Origin of the sequence: Undibacterium sp. GrIS 1.8 (genome assembly GCF_040544445.1) — a bacterium.
GTDB lineage: Bacteria > Pseudomonadota > Gammaproteobacteria > Burkholderiales > Burkholderiaceae_D > Undibacterium.
On record NZ_JBEONQ010000004.1, the window covers coordinates 114,467 to 132,919 of the forward strand.

At 46.8% G+C, this 18,453-nt stretch carries 18 protein-coding genes; 5 read left to right on the forward strand and 13 right to left on the reverse strand.

Going from position 1 to position 18,453, the window contains the following annotated elements:
- Window positions 1-87 precede the first annotated feature (87 nt).
- The gene (locus AAKU64_RS03185; RefSeq protein ID WP_354335205.1) at window positions 88-1,443 is read right to left on the reverse strand and encodes an O-antigen ligase family protein; all 1,356 of its coding nucleotides are present in this window, start codon (window positions 1,441-1,443) and stop codon (window positions 88-90) included.
- A gap of 189 nt (window positions 1,444-1,632) precedes the next feature.
- Here AAKU64_RS03185 and AAKU64_RS03190 point away from each other — a divergent pair, with 189 nt between their 5' ends.
- Window positions 1,633-4,131: a glycoside hydrolase family 5 protein gene (locus AAKU64_RS03190; RefSeq protein WP_354335206.1), complete on the forward strand. Its 2,499-nt coding sequence runs from the start codon at window positions 1,633-1,635 to the stop codon at window positions 4,129-4,131.
- 375 nt (window positions 4,132-4,506) lie between these two features.
- Window positions 4,507-5,805, forward strand: coding sequence for an isocitrate lyase (gene aceA / locus AAKU64_RS03195; RefSeq protein ID WP_322119244.1), 1,299 nt, complete (start codon window positions 4,507-4,509; stop codon window positions 5,803-5,805).
- A 140-nt stretch (window positions 5,806-5,945) separates the two neighbouring features.
- On the opposite strand, the gene AAKU64_RS03200 is transcribed toward aceA, so the two are convergent.
- The 7 genes from AAKU64_RS03200 to AAKU64_RS03230 all read right to left on the reverse strand — a co-directional run bounded on the left by AAKU64_RS03200 (window position 5,946) and on the right by AAKU64_RS03230 (window position 10,692).
- A complete protein-coding gene (locus AAKU64_RS03200) occupies window positions 5,946-6,308 on the reverse strand; it encodes a helix-turn-helix domain-containing protein (RefSeq protein WP_354335207.1) in 363 nt (120 codons plus the stop codon).
- 11 nt (window positions 6,309-6,319) lie between these two features.
- On the reverse strand, window positions 6,320-6,622 hold the full coding sequence (locus AAKU64_RS03205; RefSeq protein ID WP_354335209.1) for a type II toxin-antitoxin system HigB family toxin: 303 nt from the start codon (window positions 6,620-6,622) through the stop codon (window positions 6,320-6,322).
- Window positions 6,623-6,789: 167 nt separating this feature from the next.
- Complete coding sequence (locus AAKU64_RS03210) at window positions 6,790-7,176, reverse strand: nuclear transport factor 2 family protein (RefSeq protein ID WP_354361386.1); 387 nt, start codon at window positions 7,174-7,176, stop codon at window positions 6,790-6,792.
- Window positions 7,177-7,489: 313 nt separating this feature from the next.
- Window positions 7,490-7,876 (reverse strand): VOC family protein, encoded by a 387-nt coding sequence (locus AAKU64_RS03215; RefSeq protein ID WP_354361388.1) that lies wholly within the window; start codon window positions 7,874-7,876, stop codon window positions 7,490-7,492.
- A gap of 349 nt (window positions 7,877-8,225) precedes the next feature.
- A complete protein-coding gene (locus AAKU64_RS03220; protein ID WP_354361390.1) occupies window positions 8,226-8,672 on the reverse strand; it encodes a hypothetical protein in 447 nt (148 codons plus the stop codon).
- A 502-nt stretch (window positions 8,673-9,174) separates the two neighbouring features.
- Window positions 9,175-10,047, reverse strand: coding sequence for a DUF4019 domain-containing protein (locus AAKU64_RS03225; protein ID WP_354361392.1), 873 nt, complete (start codon window positions 10,045-10,047; stop codon window positions 9,175-9,177).
- A gap of 138 nt (window positions 10,048-10,185) precedes the next feature.
- Complete coding sequence (locus tag AAKU64_RS03230) at window positions 10,186-10,692, reverse strand: T6SS immunity protein Tdi1 domain-containing protein (RefSeq protein WP_354361394.1); 507 nt, start codon at window positions 10,690-10,692, stop codon at window positions 10,186-10,188.
- Window positions 10,693-10,962: 270 nt separating this feature from the next.
- On the opposite strand from AAKU64_RS03230, the gene AAKU64_RS03235 reads away from it, so the two are divergent.
- A complete protein-coding gene (locus AAKU64_RS03235; protein ID WP_354361396.1) occupies window positions 10,963-11,094 on the forward strand; it encodes a hypothetical protein in 132 nt (43 codons plus the stop codon).
- Between the two features lie 722 nt (window positions 11,095-11,816).
- On the opposite strand, the gene AAKU64_RS03240 is transcribed toward AAKU64_RS03235, so the two are convergent.
- The 5 genes from AAKU64_RS03240 to AAKU64_RS03260 all read right to left on the reverse strand — a co-directional run bounded on the left by AAKU64_RS03240 (window position 11,817) and on the right by AAKU64_RS03260 (window position 16,240).
- Window positions 11,817-12,197, reverse strand: a complete 381-nt coding sequence (locus AAKU64_RS03240) for a hypothetical protein (protein WP_354361398.1) — start codon at window positions 12,195-12,197, stop codon at window positions 11,817-11,819.
- A 646-nt stretch (window positions 12,198-12,843) separates the two neighbouring features.
- Complete coding sequence (locus AAKU64_RS03245; RefSeq protein ID WP_354361400.1) at window positions 12,844-13,251, reverse strand: hypothetical protein; 408 nt, start codon at window positions 13,249-13,251, stop codon at window positions 12,844-12,846.
- A 371-nt stretch (window positions 13,252-13,622) separates the two neighbouring features.
- Complete coding sequence (locus AAKU64_RS03250) at window positions 13,623-14,360, reverse strand: HNH endonuclease (RefSeq protein WP_354361402.1); 738 nt, start codon at window positions 14,358-14,360, stop codon at window positions 13,623-13,625.
- 78 nt (window positions 14,361-14,438) lie between these two features.
- Complete coding sequence (locus tag AAKU64_RS03255) at window positions 14,439-14,777, reverse strand: hypothetical protein (RefSeq protein WP_354361404.1); 339 nt, start codon at window positions 14,775-14,777, stop codon at window positions 14,439-14,441.
- A 650-nt stretch (window positions 14,778-15,427) separates the two neighbouring features.
- Window positions 15,428-16,240: a WecB/TagA/CpsF family glycosyltransferase gene (locus tag AAKU64_RS03260; RefSeq protein ID WP_354334198.1), complete on the reverse strand. Its 813-nt coding sequence runs from the start codon at window positions 16,238-16,240 to the stop codon at window positions 15,428-15,430.
- A gap of 84 nt (window positions 16,241-16,324) precedes the next feature.
- Between AAKU64_RS03260 and AAKU64_RS03265 the strand changes: the two genes are divergently transcribed.
- A complete protein-coding gene (locus tag AAKU64_RS03265; protein WP_354334196.1) occupies window positions 16,325-16,999 on the forward strand; it encodes a phosphoribosylanthranilate isomerase in 675 nt (224 codons plus the stop codon).
- Window positions 17,000-17,105: 106 nt separating this feature from the next.
- Entirely contained in the window at window positions 17,106-18,377 is a 1,272-nt protein-coding gene (gene trpB, locus AAKU64_RS03270) for a tryptophan synthase subunit beta (RefSeq protein ID WP_354334194.1), read from the forward strand.
- Window positions 18,378-18,453: the final 76 nt, after the last annotated feature.

The following is an 18,453-nucleotide window of genomic DNA, read 5'->3' on the forward strand; positions in this document are numbered from 1 at the left end:
TTTTATAAAATGATGGGGAGTATGTGGTATTTTAATTCGCTTATCTGATGTTGCGCCAGGCTCGCCAAAAGCTAGCAAGTTATCAATTTAAGCTTGTGCAGACGCTTCTTTTAAGCGCTTTAAAGAGGATGTGACTGTCATTAATGCAAAAATAAACAGCACATTCTGAAATCCAAACCCGCGGAAAAGACTGCTCTCTGTGAAGTTGGTAATGATGACCACCACGAGCATTGTTCCCCAAAACGCCGCCTGTAATCTGTCTACATAAGACATTAAGAATAATTGCTGGAATTGTTTCGCCAGGCACAGAATGGCAAACCCCATGCCGATCAATCCTTGCTCATTCAAAATATCCAGATAGCCGTTATGTGATTGAAGAGGTACCCAGTACAAGGCATCAATAATGTATTGCGACAGACTGCCAGGCCCTAGCCAAAAAGCGCCGTAGCCTAATCCTATCCATTGGTGGCGCGCAATTTCAAGGTCAATTAATTGCCAGATGTCGGTGCGCCCGGTGAGATCGGAGCCTTTGCCAAACAGACCCGCAATCGGACCCGATACTTCGCCATACGTTGGCATGCGCGACTCAAACATATAAAACGCAAACGTCATTAGAATAATCAGCATGCCTATGCTGAGAAAAACTCTGGTCAACGAATAATTAGAACCTATCCGCTGCTTGCGGAATAAATGAAAAAGAAAAGAACTTAAAATAGCCATCGCCAGGCTGGTAGAGCTCTTCGACATGACCAGTACAAAAAAACAAAACAATAAGCCGATCACCATTGAGCGTAGCGAGGTCTGGCCTAAACAAGTGCTGACTTGCCATAGCAAAAAACAAAGCGCCGCGACCTGTCCCAGTTCATTTTTTTGCGACAAAATACCGCGCCAGGCATTACCCAATTCATAATCAATCCCGATGCTCGGGATAGCCACTGCCACAAAAAATGACGCGATCAAAATTGCGGTCAGGGTGTATCTCAGATCGCTTACAAATAAATTTAAGGGACGGTCGCTTAGCTGTATCGCCAGTCCTATCATGACCAGGCCGAATAACTGTATTGCCTTTTTAAACGTCACCGCAGGCAGCGGCGACCATAATGTAGACGCCAGACACCATAAAATCAGCAGTAATAAAAAGGGATTAATCGCACGCAGATAGCGCAAAGTTTGGGGCAGATGGCGGATCAGTAGGACCCCGGAGATTAGAAACAAGCTACCCCATTCCAGCTTGGTGTTAAGCGAACCTTCCATCGTCAGTTCTGAGGTGCCAGCATAATCCCAAGAGATCCCGTAAGGCAGCAAAGAGAACAGTACAAACAATACAATCAAGGAGCGCACAGCGATCACCTCTATCCAGTTCAAAGAAGCTTGATCCTGGTTAGCAGCGAGGGCTGGATTTGCTTTACCTGATGGCGTTGCTGGGCTTGTGGAGAGTTGCATGGTCTTGCTGTGTATGAATGCCAGCCAGTATTGTGCCTTGAAAGTAGGTATTAAATGATAGCAACTGTAAATTTAACTCTATGATTGCTGCATTTTATCGATCTGCTCAAAGTTAGCGCTATTCAATCCCATAGGATTCTGCGATATTCTGATTTCCCCATCCTACTAAACTTTATTAAATTCTCAGCCATGTTTTTTGCTGCTCGTCTTCCATCATTCATTCGCCAGCTTTTATTGACATTGGCGGGCTTTTTATTTGTCTGGCAAGTTCTGGCAAGCTCGGTAGCCCATGCGGAGCCTGATTATTATCCGTTTGAGATTGATGAAGATGCCTTAAGCGGTGCGCCTGATTTTAGTAATATGAATCACAGCATCACCGATGCGGATAAAATTTTTGTCAAAGCGGCACACTTTTATCGGGTTGGTGTCGATGGTAGGGCAAATACCAAAGACGACATACGCGTCAGATTGTTTGGTATTAGCCTGAGTAATTCCGCTAATTTTCCGCTAGAGGCGGATGCGCCAAGAATTGCAAAACGTTTGCGCAAGATGGGCTTTAACGCAGTGCGCTTGCATCATCTGGACAGCATCCTGAGCGATGATGAAGACAAACCGCGCGGCATATTGACCACAGGAGCTTTTCCTACTTTTAATGCCACTGCGATAAGCCGTTTGCGGGTGTTTATTGATGCACTAAAAGCCGAAGGTATTTACGTCAATCTGAATTTGCATGTGGGTTACACCTTTCGCCCTGCAGTCGATGGCGTCACCCCTTTGTCGCCGGGTGAGCAAATGCCATTTGCAAGTCATCCCTTGCATTTGTTTGAACCTAAGATGATCAGCCTACAAGTTGAATACGCCCGACGATTAATACGCCGTCTTGCGCTCAACAATGATCCGGCATTAGCGATGATAGAGATTAATAACGAATCGTCTTTACTCGGCGCATGGCAAAGAGGCGATCTGGATCATTTAAAAGGGGAATACGAGCGATTATTGCAATTGCAATGGCAGCATTGGGCTGTAAGACAATACGGCAGCGCAGCGCAAGCCTGCCAGCTATGGCAAAGCTGCGATCTGACCAAGCAGGGCGGCTTGCTGGTCAAGGCGGGCGAATCCTCGGTGCTAGAGGGTGAATATGGCTGGGCAGCAAAGATGCGCACACTAGCAAGACGCGGTTTGAATAAAATCGGCGTAGCCCCGCCAGATTTGCTAGGACATTCGTTTGAGCCGCATCCACAGGGTGCCGGAAAGCGGGTAATCGACTTCACCCGCTTTTTAGTCGATATGGATAAACAATACCTAGAAATCATGCGTCGTACTGTACGCGCTGAGGTGGGTGATCTGGTGCCATTAACTGGTACACAAATGTATTACGGCGGCGTGATGAATGCCGATGCGCAGCAATCGATGGACTATGTTGATGAGCATTTTTATGTGGACCATTATGATTTTCCGCATCAAGCCTGGGATAGAAACGATTGGCGTATCCGCGATCAATCTGCGTTAAAAGAAGCTTGGCCGCAATTGTTGCAAAGAGCGTATTTCAGGGATGTAAACAAACCCTTTGTGCTGAGTGAATTTAATCAGGCATATCCCAACCGACAAGGGGCAGAGATATTGCCAGTGATGGCGGCATTTGCCAGCGCGCAGGATTGGGACGGTTTATTTTTCTTCCAATATATTGATGGCGATACGTGGAAATCCGTACCCGATAGCTTCTCACTCAGCGGTGATTGGGCAAAGTATGCAACGGCAGGCACGTCCGCTGCACTGTTCCGACAATTTCAGATCAGACCATTAGCCGAACGCAAAACTATTTTGCTCTCAGCTGATGTCAGGCAAATGCTAGGTGCCTTGCGAGATGAATCTGCTTATCCGGCCTATTTACTGAGTCACTTTGGCATTACACCGAAGACGGCATTTTTATATAGGATTGGTATTAATAATGTGGCTAAGGCCGATGTGCCCGCTAATGCAGTCTCGCAAAGCCAGGCAGATGACGGTGTTGTTTGGCAAGGACCGCAAGGGCAGCAAGGGCAGATTGGTGCCTTGCGTTACCAATCTACTCTGGGGCAATTGAGTGCAAGTACGCCTTATAGTTTGATCTGGGCGGGTTTTGGCGAAGAGTCGCGTGGTGCCAGCATACAATCTGCTGCAAATTCTTCTTCTTATGACTCATCAAAAACGACTGAAATATCAGTCAAGTTCCCGAGCGGCAGCCGTCGCTTTGCGACCATCCTGGCGACCAGTCGTGATGGCCTCAGTTTAGCCAATTCAAAACGTGTTTTATTAACCGTTGCAAGCGTCGCGCTTGGCAATCAACCCAATGCCATTCCTGCGCGACCAAAAAAATTGATCCCATATCCATCTGGTTTATCCGTTGCCGGGCAATACGGTGGTAGCTGGTGGACTTTGGAACCCGATCCTGACACTGGCAACAAACCATCTGGGCCACGCGATTCACAAGCGCCAGTTTGGCTAGAACGTATTCCCATGGCGATGTTTTATCCCAGTAAATTTAAAGCGATACAAGTTTTTCCACTGGATGGTTCTGGCATGCGCCGTACTGCCTTGCCTGCAACTGCGATCAAAAAAGTCAGCGGCGGATTTGAGCTGCAATTAGGGCTATCTAACTTAGGGCAAAGTGAACAGCTCTCACCTTGGTTTGAATTAATTACTGAATAATTATTTTAAAACTATCGTCATTCAGTAGAATTCAGCGTAATTTTGGTGATAGGAATTGCAAATTTTTTAGCCTGCTGAAACTTAATTTTCTTCTTTATTTCTCTTCTGTTTTTCATATCCTATGATGTGAAATTTCAATTTCATAATGTGAAAAATAATTCGACTCTGCACAATTTATTTTTCTCATTTTAAGAAATATTATTTCACATCGCAAAAAACAACATTTAAGTATATGATTTTAAAAGATTAAATATTTGTTATATGTCTTATATAAGACCTTGTTGCTTCGCAAAAAATGTCATATTATTTCTCTCAACGGAATTCACTTTTCATTAGTTTTAACAGCTTCATTTATTTTGCCCACAGGAGAGAACCATGACTACACGCGAACAACAGATTGCTGAATTGCAAAAAGACTGGGATACCAATCCACGCTGGATCGGTATCAAACGTAATTACACCGCAGCAGATGTGGTTAATCTGCGTGGCTCGATCAAAGTTGAGCACACGATTGCGAAAAACGGTTCGATCAAATTGTGGGATCTGGTCAATAACGAGCCCTTCGTCAATGCCCTCGGCGCGCTGACTGGTAACCAGGCAATGCAACAAGTTAAAGCGGGTTTAAAAGCCATCTACCTGTCTGGCTGGCAAGTTGCTGGCGACGCCAACGTTGCTGGCGAAATGTATCCAGACCAATCTTTGTATCCAGCAAATTCAGTACCTTTGGTTGTTAAGCGCATCAACAATTGTCTGACACGTGCTGATCAAATCCAATGGTCTGAAGGCAAAGGCGACACAGACTTTTTCGCACCGATCGTGGCCGATGCAGAAGCTGGTTTCGGCGGTGTATTGAACGCATTTGAATTGATGAAAGCCATGATCGAAGCCGGCGCATCAGGCGTCCACTTTGAAGATCAATTAGCTTCCGTTAAAAAATGCGGCCACATGGGCGGCAAAGTGTTGGTACCAACACGTGAAGCAGTTGAAAAACTCAACGCAGCGCGTCTGGCAGCAGACGTCATGGGCACACCAACCGTGTTGTTGGCACGCACCGATGCAGAAGCGGCTGACCTGATCACATCTGATGTCGATGACAATGACAAACCTTTCCTGACTGGCGAGCGCACGGTTGAAGGCTTCTACAAAACTAAACCAGGTCTGCAACAAGCGATCTCCCGTGGTTTGGCTTATGCCGAATACGCCGACATGATCTGGTGTGAAACTGGTAAGCCGGATCTGGAATTTGCTCAAGCATTTGCTGACGCAATCCATGCCAAGTTCCCAGGTAAATTGTTGTCCTACAATTGCTCACCATCATTCAACTGGAAGAAAAATCTGGATGACGCAACGATTGCCAAGTTCCAAAAAGAATTGGGCAAAATGGGCTACAAATTCCAATTCATCACCTTGGCTGGTTTCCATGCATTGAACTACGGCATGTTCAACTTGGCACACGGTTATGCACGTAACCAGATGTCCGCTTTTGTCGAATTGCAAGAAGCAGAATTCGCCGCAGCAGAAAAAGGCTTTACCGCAGTCAAGCACCAGCGTGAAGTCGGTACAGGTTACTTTGATGCAGTGACACAAGTCATTCAACAAGGTCAATCCTCCACGACAGCCTTGCATGGTTCGACAGAAGATGAACAATTCTTTGACGCTAAAAAAGTCGCTTAATTTTGTTTGAGTTTTAGCGCATTTGCGCTGAACTGTAAGGCAGTAGCTTTTAAATAAGATGCAAAAAGAAAAACTGCACGATGCAGATCGTGCGGTTTTTTGTTTTTATACTTTCGTACGTAGATAGTGATTTTCTGATTTTATGAATGATATTCTTTAATCAGACTTTCAAGAGGAATCCCAAGCCCAGCATGCAAACGTCGAATCATCGGCAAGGTTAATTGCCGCGTATGATTAAAGATCTCATAGATACGATTACTCTTACCAATCATAGGCTCAAGGTCTTTAACCGACAAACCAGATTGTTCCATCCTGAATTTTATCGCCTCAACCGGATCTGGTAAATCCAATGGAAAATGTTTGTTTTCGTAAGCCTCAACCAAGGTCACTAAAATATCTAGCCGGTCACCCTCTGGCGAGCCAAATTCCGCCATCATCAGCGATTCAATTTCATTAAGAGCAGCTTTATGATCTGCCTTAGTTCGTATTGGTTTGATATCCATTTTGTTTACTTTTAAATAGTTTGCACGTCGATTTTATCGTACTGTTTATGCGTACCAAAAAACCGAACATAAATTACACGGTATGGGTAATTTATCCAGACCACTAGCCTGTATTTGTTGCCTGCGATGTTGAATACGACCCGACCATCTTGCAAAATACTAGCTTGCCCAAAATCAAGCTTCACCATATTGGGGGAATCCCAATCAGCCTTCAGTGCATGGCGATACCATGCAAGTGCGGGCTCTTTAGCATCAATGAACGCAGGATTGTTTTCCCACAATGACTTAATGGTGGAGATTGAAATTATTCGCATGACCGTATGTTAGTCCCAAATTGGGACTTTCGCAAATAATATTCTAATTATTTTGAGTTACACGCCATTACTGAATGGCAGAAATAGGCATCGTTATCGGAGTAACTTTTAAGTAAATACACCATATCTCTCATAAGTATTGGTGCAACGTGTTGCTGGAACGCAGCTTAAGCTTGCTGAAGCATGGCAGCCATTTTTTGATGGATCAGGTTAACTGCCTTCAGAGGGCGAAGCATCACTTTGAACTCAGTGATCTTACCTTCCTCATCCCACTTGATCATATCAACACCGTTGATCGCGATGCCATCTAACTCCAGCTCAAACTCAAGAATCGCTTCACGATCACCCGTGAGCTCCCGGACGTAATGAAACGACTCATTGGCAAACACGTGAAGCGCAGCGCTGAGATATTGCTTAGTGACGCTTTTTCCGACTTGAGGCGTATTCACTACCGGCGAATAGAAAACAGCGTCTTCAGCAAGCAGCGCATCAAGTCCTCGCACGTTGTGCTCCTTAACGAGTTGATGCCAGATCGTGATTGGGCCAGACGACATAAATTTTCTCCAGAGTGTGGATGACGCGTTATACGTTATAGGACGAACAAATAAATAGGACGAATAAGACAGCTGAGTTAGTATTTTGCAAAGATAACTTGTGCTTAGTCAATCTCCAGTAAGCGCAGGGCGTGTTGAGCGCGCCTCATTAAGCACAAAACTTGCAGATATACGCTTGGCGACACCAAATCTATTACATATACTCCCCATTAAATTATTCAAATATGCTTTATTGTCCAAGTAATATATGGACGTGTTAAATATACCCATTAGGAGTATTAATGCAACGCGGCGTGTAGAACGTATCTAAAACTCACTGTCCCGCAGGTGGTTCCCATAGTTCGACCTTGTTGCCCTCAGGATCGATGACCCAGCCGAACTTTCCGTACTCTGAGTCGTCCGCCTTCTCCAGAACATTGCAGCCCTCATCCCGCAGCGCTTGAAGCACAGCGTCCAAGTCGTCGACGCGATAGTTGATCATAAAGGGCGACTTGCTTGGTGCGAAGTGCTTGCCATCAGCAGCACCGATCGACCACACGGTCGTTCCCTTAGTCGGATTGCCCTCAGCATCGGCCCAGGTGAACGCGGCGCCGCCCCAGTCCTGGACATCAATGCCGAGATGCTCCTTATACCAAGGGCGTAGTTCGACCGGGTTTTGTGCGCTAAAAAAGATGCCTCCGATACCTGTGACTTTTTTCATTTGAGTTTCCTAATGGCGGTGAAGTTTGGACGTACTGCGTTGGGATGTATTGTGTTGGAACTTACTACGTTGAAACCTGCTGTAGTTGTAGTGCTCAAAGACGTAATTAGTATTTGCGAAGATAGCCGACAAAACAAAGATGGGCAATTTGTTTTAAATCTCTCGAAAGACCGATGGACGTTGGAGATGCTTGATTTGTAGGGTGTGTTCCACGCACCGAATTGGGTGCAAAACTTACCTATGCACTCTCAAGAGTATCGACGCTTTTGCATATACTTCCCAAGAATTTATGAAAATATGCTTTCTTGTCCAAGTAATTGTTGGCGCGCACTCAATATTGACCAGATGGTCAATATTGAGTGCGCGCCAACACACGGACCACTTGGCGGCCATCGGACGGCGTGGACGCCGAGCGTGACAGTCCCGTCGGCAACATAGGGGGATCACCGTCAACCATCGCTGCCAGCGCCATGTGCGGACCAAGTACCCTGCCGCTTTCGATTTCAATGCGTTGCCCGATAGATTCGGACATCGCGGACATGTTGACGATCTGTAGCACGCCATTGGCTACATATGGCAAAAAAATGTCTTCGGTACGGACCGTGCCGTTAGGCACATCTTCAGTTCCAAGCAGAAGCCTTGCGAGGCGGTCATTTTCGGGATGCGTGTGCATGTCTGTCAGTGATGGCATCAGCCACTTTCCTGCGCCGCTTACACGCCGAACGCCTTTTGGAATATGAATTGTCTTAGCGGACCCAACTGCGTCAATACGCCCATTGCGAAGAATCACAGTCATATCGCGCAGAACGGTATCCGCATCGGTCATCGGAAGAACGGTAACGCCTTCAATTGCGATCGCTGCCCCGTTTGCAGCCTCGTTGGGCATCCTCCCGGCACTTTTTATAAGTAAGTCTGCCGCCGCTACCGGTAAACTCAAACTCGCCACATGTAGAATGGCCGCCGCTGTGATCGCGCGACAAAACAACATTCTGATTGACCGTTGAGGAAAATTGAAAACGCTCATTGTTGTATCACTCAAAATAATGAATTTCGTCTGATGCTGCCAATTCATAAAAAATGGAATCGAAAGTCTTTAGGGGCACAAAAATGATGATAGTCAACTTTGTGGCTCCGTCTCGGGATTCGGCGTTTGGATCTGTTCGACGCGTTATGCGAATTTGCCTAGCTGACGGGATCGCTATAAGCGGATTTAAAAGAAATGAAATGCTCATTGGCGATTCCCGGTCGAGTGTTGAGTTAGGGGTGATAACGAACGTATATGTGTAGTGTGATGATTTTCATTTCGTTTCGTGTCCGTCATAGTTCGGGCAATTTTGTGCAAGTTTTGCCCAAACCTTATCAACTGCTTCGTGTGATTGCTTAAGTTCAGTTTGCTTTGCCTGCTCGTTGGTAAAGTAATTATCTTCCTGGCGCATGACCAGAAACGGTGCTCGTGAGTCACTTTGATAAAGCACCATGTAGCCACAGTGACGATCAATGTTTGTGAATCGGCTTACAAGATCAACGGCAGCGTAGATGCCAGCAGCAGGAGCGTTGACAGGATCTTTTGTCCAAGTGATTTTGACAATTCGTCTTTCTTTAACTGGCCCCGCCTGAGCATTAAATTGTGATAACCGATTAGCAAACTCAGCGAACGGTATCGATTTCTTCTGCCCTTCCGTCATAAAGTCGTAAGCCTTTATTTCATGACCACTGTCCAGCGCGGAAAGGAAATTTTGAACGACCTGAGGTACCTGCGCCCGCTGATCCACGGACGGAAGCCAGCCTCGCGCGGAGTCAGCGGTGATATTTATTTCCTGCAGAGACACCGTATTTGGACGAGAAGCTTCACTAAACAGACCATCAATCTGAGATGCTGAAAGCTCTATGAGATCTTTGTAGGCTGCATCAGTTGCCGCTTTGTTGCCCGTACCCTCGCCATATAGCTTGTAGCCACTCGTGCCGAAAGCGAACATGAAATAAAACGGAGCTGCTATGCTGCCCGACGCCGTGACAACAACAACTGAACGCTTATCGCTACACCCAAATACAAGCCATGAAGATCCTCCAAAGGTCTTGGTTACGGGGCCGATTTTGCAGTTAATGTTGGGCTCTGCAGCGAAGGTAGATGACCCGAACAGTAGTAAAGCAGACAGCAGCATGGCTTTCATGGGGTGATCCCTAACGTTGAGCTACACGGAACTGCGCACAATCATCGCAGACCGAAAAGTAAACGGTTGATAAAGTGTTGATCGTGGAAATGACCATATGCGCAGTTTCCGAGTTGAGCGTTAAGTTAAATTTGGCTCTCATTGCCAAAACTTCCATTTAAATTTAGAGGGATGCTTAAGTACTATCTTACCAATTGGCGCACCCTCGGGGAGATCTTTGATTTGAAACGCTATTTGGCCGGCAAACGAATAATGAACCTCGATATTAGATACTTCAACGTTGGCTGCCGCATACTCACCACCCAAACTAGGTGTTAACTTAAAGCTATAAATTTCGTCCTCGTTAAGCAACATACCACCTTGCTTTAGCTCGCCAATGATCTGTGTATTAAAGTATTCACGGATAAAGTCACTATTCGATAAAAGTTCTCCAAAATCATCGCTCGATTCAGAAACTTTCCAGAATTGATGTGATGCGACATTAAGAAAATAAATTGTTCCATCAATCGTATTTTTGAAGAAGGCATCGCCTAGCGCTGTCAATATAATTGGGCTGAAGTTATTTCCAATAAGCCATTCCCAATCCTTAAACAGTGTTCTCAAATTAACGTGCTTAAAATCAACTTTAAAATCTTCGAGAGTCATAATTCAATATTTAACTTGCGAGCTCAGCGGGCGGCGAAGCCATCCGATGGCGCGACCGGTTATGCGTCGCATTCATCGTGCGCGCTCGCCATACCCAACTGGGAAGGACTGTATGGACAGAGCGCCGCTCGCGGCCACGAAGGCGGCTGAGACGCAGAGCAGGAGCCAAGGGGCGGCGCCAAACTCCGTGGCCTGGAGCACTGGCCAAGCAAACGCTACGGCGCCAATTGCAGCTGATGCGAAAGCAACCAATGGGAGCAGGAAGAGCCGATGGACATACCTGACACCAAGCAGGCGGAGCAAGAGCATGAATGCAGCCTGCGAGCACAGTACGGCAACTACCGGAAAAAAATGAGTTCCATCTACGCCAAAGATGTAGAGCAATGGTTGCAGAAGGCATAGTAGGGAGAGCCAATGCAGGGCACGCTGCTTCGATGTACGGAAAGCCTGCGGTGGCGCGCTCTCGGCTGCTCGCAGCATCGAACGCCGCATTAGCCTGAATGCGATCAGGCCGAGGCAGGCGCCGACAAGGCCGAGAAGAGCGAGTTCGGGTGGCAAGAACATGTGTGTTTGCGCCGCCTAACGCAACGGTGAGCGGATGGCCGCCCACACAATTAATAAATACTGAATCGAATTTCGGCCAGTCCGATCGACCATCCTGTTAAGCGTCATGCGGCCAACCTTCCTCATTCCGTTCAAGAACTGTACCAGTCGCTAGGAATCCTCCATCCCATAGCTCGAACTTTACTCCAGGCTTGACAACATGGCTAAATAGTTCAGGTGCAAGTACGACGCAACGAACACACGCTAAATCACCAGCTTTGAACGTTCCGGGTGACTCAATCCACATCCCTACGGTGTTGAGGCCTTCAACTCCATCCATTGCCATTGGGACTCGTCGATGAAGAGATTCGTCAAACAAAAACCAATGACGCCGTTCCGGTCCATGTTCCCGGAAATGAAATTTCAACTCGGCTGTGAATTGGGGCTTCGGAAGCATATGATTTGACGCTTAACGTTGGAGGCCATTGGCACACAGCAATCGCCGCGCAGCGGAAACTTGCTGCTGTGTGTCCGCGTGGGCCGACCTGTTAGCCATCAATGTGACCATCGCCTCGAACCTTTCAGACCGAAGCAGAATTGGGTTTTGACCAAGGGCGCAATTGGTAGGGCGTGGGAAGTAACTGTGGCGCATCAGCCGCCAAGCTGTAAACCTCTAGGCCGCTTAATGTTCCTCCGCTTTCAAAAATGAAGACCCCAAACATTTCGTCGCCTTCACCAACAATGAAATCTGCAAGGACATGTACCCCAGGTGGAGCTATCGACTTGCCTTCGATCTTGAAGTTAAAGCTGGCGCAGCCACAAGAGCAGCGCCATGTGGTGGCTTCAGCGTGCGCCAGCTGCGCTTCAAATGCAACAGCTTCGGCGCTTCCATGCGCAAGCATCCATTGGGCGAGGTCACGCTCTTGCTCAGTCAGCGGACGGGTTACAATAGGCGTATTCATGATGGCTAACGTTGAATTGAGAGATGCGCTCGCCAATCAATCAAATTAAAGGAAACGCTTTCTCGCGCGTCATTTTCGAATGCCATGTTAAATTTCTTGCACATGGCTATTACGTATTCGATCGAAAACATTTCCAATTTCCTTCCTTAGAAGCCTTTATTCCTGCCTTAGCAGCGCTACGGTTGAAGCCTATCAGATGTTTTTCAAACGCTAGTAAAAGAAGCCTTCTATGAGGCCACTCATCCATAATCTCAATGAATCCCCCGTCAGTCATCACAACCATCCATTTGGACTCAATATACGGGCCTGTTAGATCTGGAAATAGTGCTTTTTCTCGAGCAAAAATTACTTTTGAGATATCTTTGAAAGGAATGATTCTACTTTGACCAGACGACGAGTAATTTATCGTTATCTCAGAAATTACAATTGAATCGTAATTTACCGGCTTTCTTAGTTCCACATACAAAAGTACGGCTATCCCACTTAAAAAAATACCCCAGATTACGTATGAGTACTTTGGCCAATTTGCTGACAGCACAAGTACAACGACTGTAGTCACAGCAATCATGCCTTGACGTATTAGATCTCGAGTTCTCGCAGACAGGCTAAGCATTTTGAAATTTAACGTGGAGATGACGGGCGCGCTTCAGCGCGTCCGGGTTGATTGATTTGTTAGCGCGACAGCATCACAGCCACCTGCTGTTCCATACTGAACTTCCTGCTTTGACCACATTTTTCCAAGCCTCATTGTTTCAGGCCCGCAGCTAGAACTGACCATCGTTGTACAAGAACCAAGCGTTAGTAATATACCCAATACCCATCCAGTCGCAAAGCGCAGACCAAAAAAACGATCGGGTTTTCGTAAAAAATGGATACTCAATACAAGCGCCGTCATGAAACTTAAAAACACAAAGAGCTCGTAGAAGCCATAGTCCAAGTCTTCGACAATCCATCCGCCGAAGTTGAGAACTATTGCGATGAGCCAAAGCGGCAGAAACGCAGAAAGGAGAAAACCAAGCCACCACTTCACACGGGCAATTTTTAAGTTGGGCATGTTCGCTAATGTGCTTTAATTTTCATTTTGCAATGATAACCGACGGAACAAAAAAAAGAAGCTCGCTTTGCGTTTCTTGAAATGCTCATGAATGTGAGTTGTATCTGGTTGAACTGATTAGATAGGTAGTATAGCCAAATGGACAAAAACATCACGTCTACAAGTTCACGTTTGCATGACCAGGCAAGCGTAGCACCGTAGTAGGTGCAAAATTTGCATATGCAAATTTAAGAATATTAGTGTCATTACATATACTCCCCTGTAAATTGGTGTAAATATGTCTTTTCGTCTAGTTAATGCATGGACATGTTAAATATACACATAGGGAGTATTTTTAAAGACGGTGCGCGGAACGCACCCTATACTTGCTGTCAATTCAGACTCAATCCTACGGTGCAATTGTCCGCGAGACATTGAGTAAAAGACATGCGACTACCGCCGGGTGCAACGACCTCCAATATTCCACGATTCGCTTCAAACAAGTAACCACCACAATACATTTTGATTACTTCAACAATTACACCTTCACCAGGATCAAGTAACAGCCGCAGAGCCACTTCTCCTCGCCCTGTGCGAACCGTAATCCTGCCGCCGACTGCTTCTACATCCCAAGCATTAGAGCTAACCTTCCATTCATTACGATGAATCAAGAGACTTGGCAGACCACTTTGATCGAAGAAACTAGCTGAGATTTGAAAAGGAGCATGATCCATTTCGGCATTTTCAATACGGATAAGGGGGATGCCTCTAACCTCTACCGGTGTTGGACAGTTTCTAAGTGTCATCCCCCCAAGGATGATGTACGGTTGGGTTTTATTGTCTTCAAGATCGGAAAATGCAAAGCCGCTTTCTTTCGCTGCGGGTTTCTCCATTGCTTCAAGGACCCTTTTGGTGGACAGGAAATTACGCGTTTTCTTCGCATGACAAGTAGGGCAAAGCAGAGCTATTCCGTGAGGATCATGAACTTTAGCTTTGGCAAACTCGGGACGCACATGTTCGTATTCAACAATTGCGGCACCACAAAGAACACAGCCGTAACCACAACGTTGACGCACCTGTCGCTTAATGTTTTCGGGAATCGATCGTGAAAGACCAAATTGGTTACGCATCTGTGTACCCTAACTTGATTTAATTTTCATTTTGAAATGATAACCGACATAATCGGATCGATCATCCTAATAGCCACCTCACCACAATAATGCTTCAACTTCTTCATATTTATCCGAAACTTTTAGAAACGTTTCAGCCCAGCCGCTGCTCAAACTTACTTCTTGGAGTGGTCCAGTGAGAGCGAAAAGCACTGAGATTTTTACCTTCTCAGGTAAATGACCATTTTCTATTATATTGATTAGGTTTTGAATTTCACTTTCAGCGTCCTCTCTATCTTTCCATGAGGACCAGCAAAAGTCATTATCTGGAATTGCGACAAGTTCAATAGCCGACTTAAGCACATGAATCAGACTTCCTATTGGATTTTCTCTATGAATGCCATGATGAATAAGCGTTTTTGTTCGATCTAAACTCATATTGTGCGATGACTCCAAGTTTGATGGCTAACTTTAAAGGTGAGCAGCCAGCTGTTTCTGACCATCAATTCAACCTGCTGGTTAGCAAGCGTGGGGTGCGTGCCACGCACCGCATCGGGTCCAAAGTTGGCACATGCAAGATTAGGAATATCAATGCCATTACATACATACCCACATCGATTAGTGAGGACAAGTATCAGCATTTTCAATTTTCTGAATAGCGACATTTATCGCAAAAGAACACTCGTAACCCTTAGATTTTGCTAGTTTAGTACACGATATATTCTGTATGCGTTTAGTCCTTGATCCCTCACCGTGACATTCTTCTTGTGACGACTTTACCTTCATAGTGTTGTATAAATCTTGGGCTGAGCTACCTTTTATATACATGTAATAATGAGTGTCATGCCGTTCTTGAGCCGATTGTTCATTATCGTAAGGTGTTGCACCCCAAACGGAAGAAGTGCCAGATAAGTTCGAGTACTGAATACCGGTCGCCGTAACCAATGTCGAAACTGTACCTAGCAAAAATAGGATCAATGAATTACGCAAATTGTTTCCTAACGTATTTTTGTTTCCATTAGATGTCACGTCAATTTCTTCCATTTTTTCATCTGAAAATCGCAGCAATTTAACAACAAACGCCACATTTATTTAGACCGACGCTGCTCCCGCTGCCGCTCGCGCTGAAGCACCCCAATAAATTTCACCCCCTGCGTCGTATAACGTTGCCACAGACGACGCGGTTCGCTGGCTAGGCGCCAGAACCATTCCATGCCGATTTTTTGCATCCATTGCGGGGCGCGTTTTTTTTGCCCTAAAGCGAATTCCATGGCGGCGCCGACGCAGAGTAGCAGCGGTGCATTGTTCTCCGTAAATTCTTTGCGATAGCGCAGGCACCAGCGTTCTTGTTTTGGCATACCTAGACAAACAAAGACGATGTTGGGTTGTGCTTGCTGGACCAGGCGCATGGCTTCTGCGCCTTCTTCACCGTCTGCGGAGAATTGCATCGATGGACAAAAAATACTGACTTTTAAGCCGGGGTAGGTTTGTGCGAACGATGCTAATAGCGCGGCTTCTTGTCCCGGTTGTCCTCCTATGACAAAAATCGATAGTTGTTTTTGTATTGCGCCTTGGCACAGCGAGACAAATAAATCGGCACCGGTAACGCGTTCTGGCAGCGGTGTTACGGCCATTTTGCTGGCCCAGATAATTGGCATGCCGTCGGCAAAAATATAGTCGGCTTCGGCGTATTGCGCTTTAAATGTCGGGTCACTATCTAGCTTGACGACGTGATCGACATTGGGCGTGACGACGATGCGGCTGGCATGATTGCGCTGGCTGGCTACCTCTAGCAAATGTATCGTTGCCTCATCAAATGTACAGGCTCGAATATCTAGTCCGAATAAATTACTGATCTGTAGCGCTGGGTCGCTTGGCAAATGGTCGTTGGCTGAGGGCATGGGGTAATATTCGCAAGAAGGTTAGCGTGTCAGAAAATTGATTATCTCAGCTATCGCCGTGTTTCTGTATTCGAAAGTATCAACATGTTTCATAAAAACTGTAAAACCAGAATAAAAATTTGCGGCTTGACGCAGGCAGACGATGTGCGGCGTGTGGTCGCCGCGGGTGCGGATGCCTTGGGCTTTGTGTTTTATCTACCTAGTCCGCGATATGTCACGCCCGCAGTGGCGGCGAGTTTGGTTAAGGAGATTTCGCCATTTGTGATGTCGGTCGGTTTGTTTGTGAATGCGACGATTGAGGAGTTGCAGGCGACGGTGGCTGTGGTGCCGCTGCAGTTATTGCAGTTCCACGGTGATGAGACGGCTGCGCAATGTCACGCCCTTGCCAGCGCTGTGAACCGCCCATTTATTAAAGCTTTTCGGGTCAAGCCCACCACAAGCGCAGCTGATTTGCTAGAATGCGAATCAGAATATCGTGCGGCAAGCCCTTTGTTTGCCGGATTATTGCTTGATACCTTCGTCGATGCTTACGGAGGTAGTGGAAAGGTTTTTGATTGGTCTCTCATCCCAAAAGAACTCGCGCCTCGGGTCGTTTTAAGTGGTGGCTTGAGCGTGCAAAACGCGACTGACGCAGTGTGTCAGGTTCGTCCGTTTGCGGTCGACATCAGTAGTGGTGTCGAGCTAAGCAAAGGGATTAAAGATGATGTCAAGGTACGTGCTTTTATTGAGGCCGTGCGCTTGGCAGACAATGAAAACTAGCAAAACAGCTTTGTTAATCAGTTTAGGTACTATGAGTTTAGACTCTATGAGCCTAGACCCTAAACTTGGTTAATGTGCTGAGCTAATTGCCACTGAAAGTAAAATCATGAGCACGATCAATCCTTTGTCGCCAACCCAGCCGGGTTTGCAAACTAATCCGCAAGCAATTTTCCACGCGGCTGAATACAATTTTCCTGATGCGCGTGGTCATTTTGGCCAATATGGCGGCACCTTCGTGTCAGAAACTCTGACCCATGCGCTGACTGACTTAAAAGAAAATTACGCACGCTATCAAAACGATCCGGAATTTTTAGCCGAATTCCGCGATGAGCTGCATCACTTTGTCGGTCGTCCGTCACCGGTGTATCACGCCAAGCGCATGTCGGAAATCAATGGCGGTGCGCAAATCTATTTCAAGCGCGAAGACTTAAACCATACCGGCGCGCACAAAATCAACAATGTCATCGGCCAGGCTTTACTCGCCAGACGGATGGGCAAGCCGCGTGTGATTGCCGAAACCGGGGCAGGGCAGCATGGTGTGGCAACCGCCACAATCTGCGCACGTTTTGGCCTGGAATGTGTGGTCTATATGGGGTCGGAAGATGTCAAGCGCCAGGCGCAAAACGTCTACCGCATGAAGCTGCTTGGCGCGACCGTAGTGCCAGTTGAGTCGGGTTCCAAGACCTTAAAAGACGCGCTGAATGAGGCGATGCGCGACTGGGTTGCCAATGTTGACAACACGTTTTACATCATTGGTACCGTCGCTGGTCCGCACCCATATCCTATGATGGTGCGTGACTTCCAGTCTGTGATCGGTGAGGAATGCTTATGGCAGATGCCGGAAATGACTGGTCGTCAGCCGGATGCTGTGCTGGCTTGTGTCGGCGGTGGCTCGAATGCGATTGGGATTTTCTATCCGTACATTGATCAAAAAAATGTGCAATTAATCGGCGTAGAGGCAGCAGGCGAGGGCATGGAAACAGGCAAGCACTCGGCGTCGCTGACGGCGGGTTCACCTGGCGTGCTACACGGCAATCGCACGTATCTGCTGCAAGACGCGAATGGCCAAGTCATCGAGACGCATTCGGTATCGGCTGGTCTGGATTATCCGGGCGTGGGGCCAGAGCACGCATGGTTGAAGGATATGGGGCGTGCTCAATACGTGACGATTACTGACGTCGAGGCGCTGCAGGCGTTCCATGATTGCTGCCGGATTGAAGGCATTATCCCGGCCCTGGAATCGAGCCACGCGCTCGCTTACGCCGCCAAACTCGCTGCGACGTTGCCTAAAGATAAAATCATTTTGGTGAATTTGTCGGGTCGTGGCGATAAGGACATGCATACGGTGGCCGAAAAGGCTGGGCTGAAGTTTTATTAACAGCCTTATTGAAAGTTCAGTAATGTTGCATCCAGAGCGCTTCTAAGTGATCAGGGTTTGCTCTGGATTTTAATAT

Excerpts from the sequence above, each read along its gene's own strand:
- AAKU64_RS03185 (WP_354335205.1), bottom strand. The coding sequence starts at position 1,443 with ATGCAACTCTCCACAAGCCCAGCAACGCCATCAGGTAAAGCAAATCCA.
- AAKU64_RS03190 (WP_354335206.1), top strand. The coding sequence starts at position 1,633 with ATGTTTTTTGCTGCTCGTCTTCCATCATTCATTCGCCAGCTTTTATTG.
- aceA (WP_322119244.1), top strand. The coding sequence starts at position 4,507 with ATGACTACACGCGAACAACAGATTGCTGAATTGCAAAAAGACTGGGAT.
- AAKU64_RS03200 (WP_354335207.1), bottom strand. The coding sequence starts at position 6,308 with ATGGATATCAAACCAATACGAACTAAGGCAGATCATAAAGCTGCTCTT.
- AAKU64_RS03205 (WP_354335209.1), bottom strand. The coding sequence starts at position 6,622 with ATGCGAATAATTTCAATCTCCACCATTAAGTCATTGTGGGAAAACAAT.
- AAKU64_RS03210 (WP_354361386.1), bottom strand. The coding sequence starts at position 7,176 with ATGTCGTCTGGCCCAATCACGATCTGGCATCAACTCGTTAAGGAGCAC.
- AAKU64_RS03215 (WP_354361388.1), bottom strand. The coding sequence starts at position 7,876 with ATGAAAAAAGTCACAGGTATCGGAGGCATCTTTTTTAGCGCACAAAAC.
- AAKU64_RS03220 (WP_354361390.1), bottom strand. The coding sequence starts at position 8,672 with ATGACTGTGATTCTTCGCAATGGGCGTATTGACGCAGTTGGGTCCGCT.
- AAKU64_RS03225 (WP_354361392.1), bottom strand. The coding sequence starts at position 10,047 with ATGAAAGCCATGCTGCTGTCTGCTTTACTACTGTTCGGGTCATCTACC.
- AAKU64_RS03230 (WP_354361394.1), bottom strand. The coding sequence starts at position 10,692 with ATGACTCTCGAAGATTTTAAAGTTGATTTTAAGCACGTTAATTTGAGA.
- AAKU64_RS03235 (WP_354361396.1), top strand. The coding sequence starts at position 10,963 with ATGGACATACCTGACACCAAGCAGGCGGAGCAAGAGCATGAATGCAGC.
- AAKU64_RS03240 (WP_354361398.1), bottom strand. The coding sequence starts at position 12,197 with ATGAATACGCCTATTGTAACCCGTCCGCTGACTGAGCAAGAGCGTGAC.
- AAKU64_RS03245 (WP_354361400.1), bottom strand. The coding sequence starts at position 13,251 with ATGCCCAACTTAAAAATTGCCCGTGTGAAGTGGTGGCTTGGTTTTCTC.
- AAKU64_RS03250 (WP_354361402.1), bottom strand. The coding sequence starts at position 14,360 with ATGCGTAACCAATTTGGTCTTTCACGATCGATTCCCGAAAACATTAAG.
- AAKU64_RS03255 (WP_354361404.1), bottom strand. The coding sequence starts at position 14,777 with ATGAGTTTAGATCGAACAAAAACGCTTATTCATCATGGCATTCATAGA.
- AAKU64_RS03260 (WP_354334198.1), bottom strand. The coding sequence starts at position 16,240 with ATGCCCTCAGCCAACGACCATTTGCCAAGCGACCCAGCGCTACAGATC.
- AAKU64_RS03265 (WP_354334196.1), top strand. The coding sequence starts at position 16,325 with ATGTTTCATAAAAACTGTAAAACCAGAATAAAAATTTGCGGCTTGACG.
- trpB (WP_354334194.1), top strand. The coding sequence starts at position 17,106 with ATGAGCACGATCAATCCTTTGTCGCCAACCCAGCCGGGTTTGCAAACT.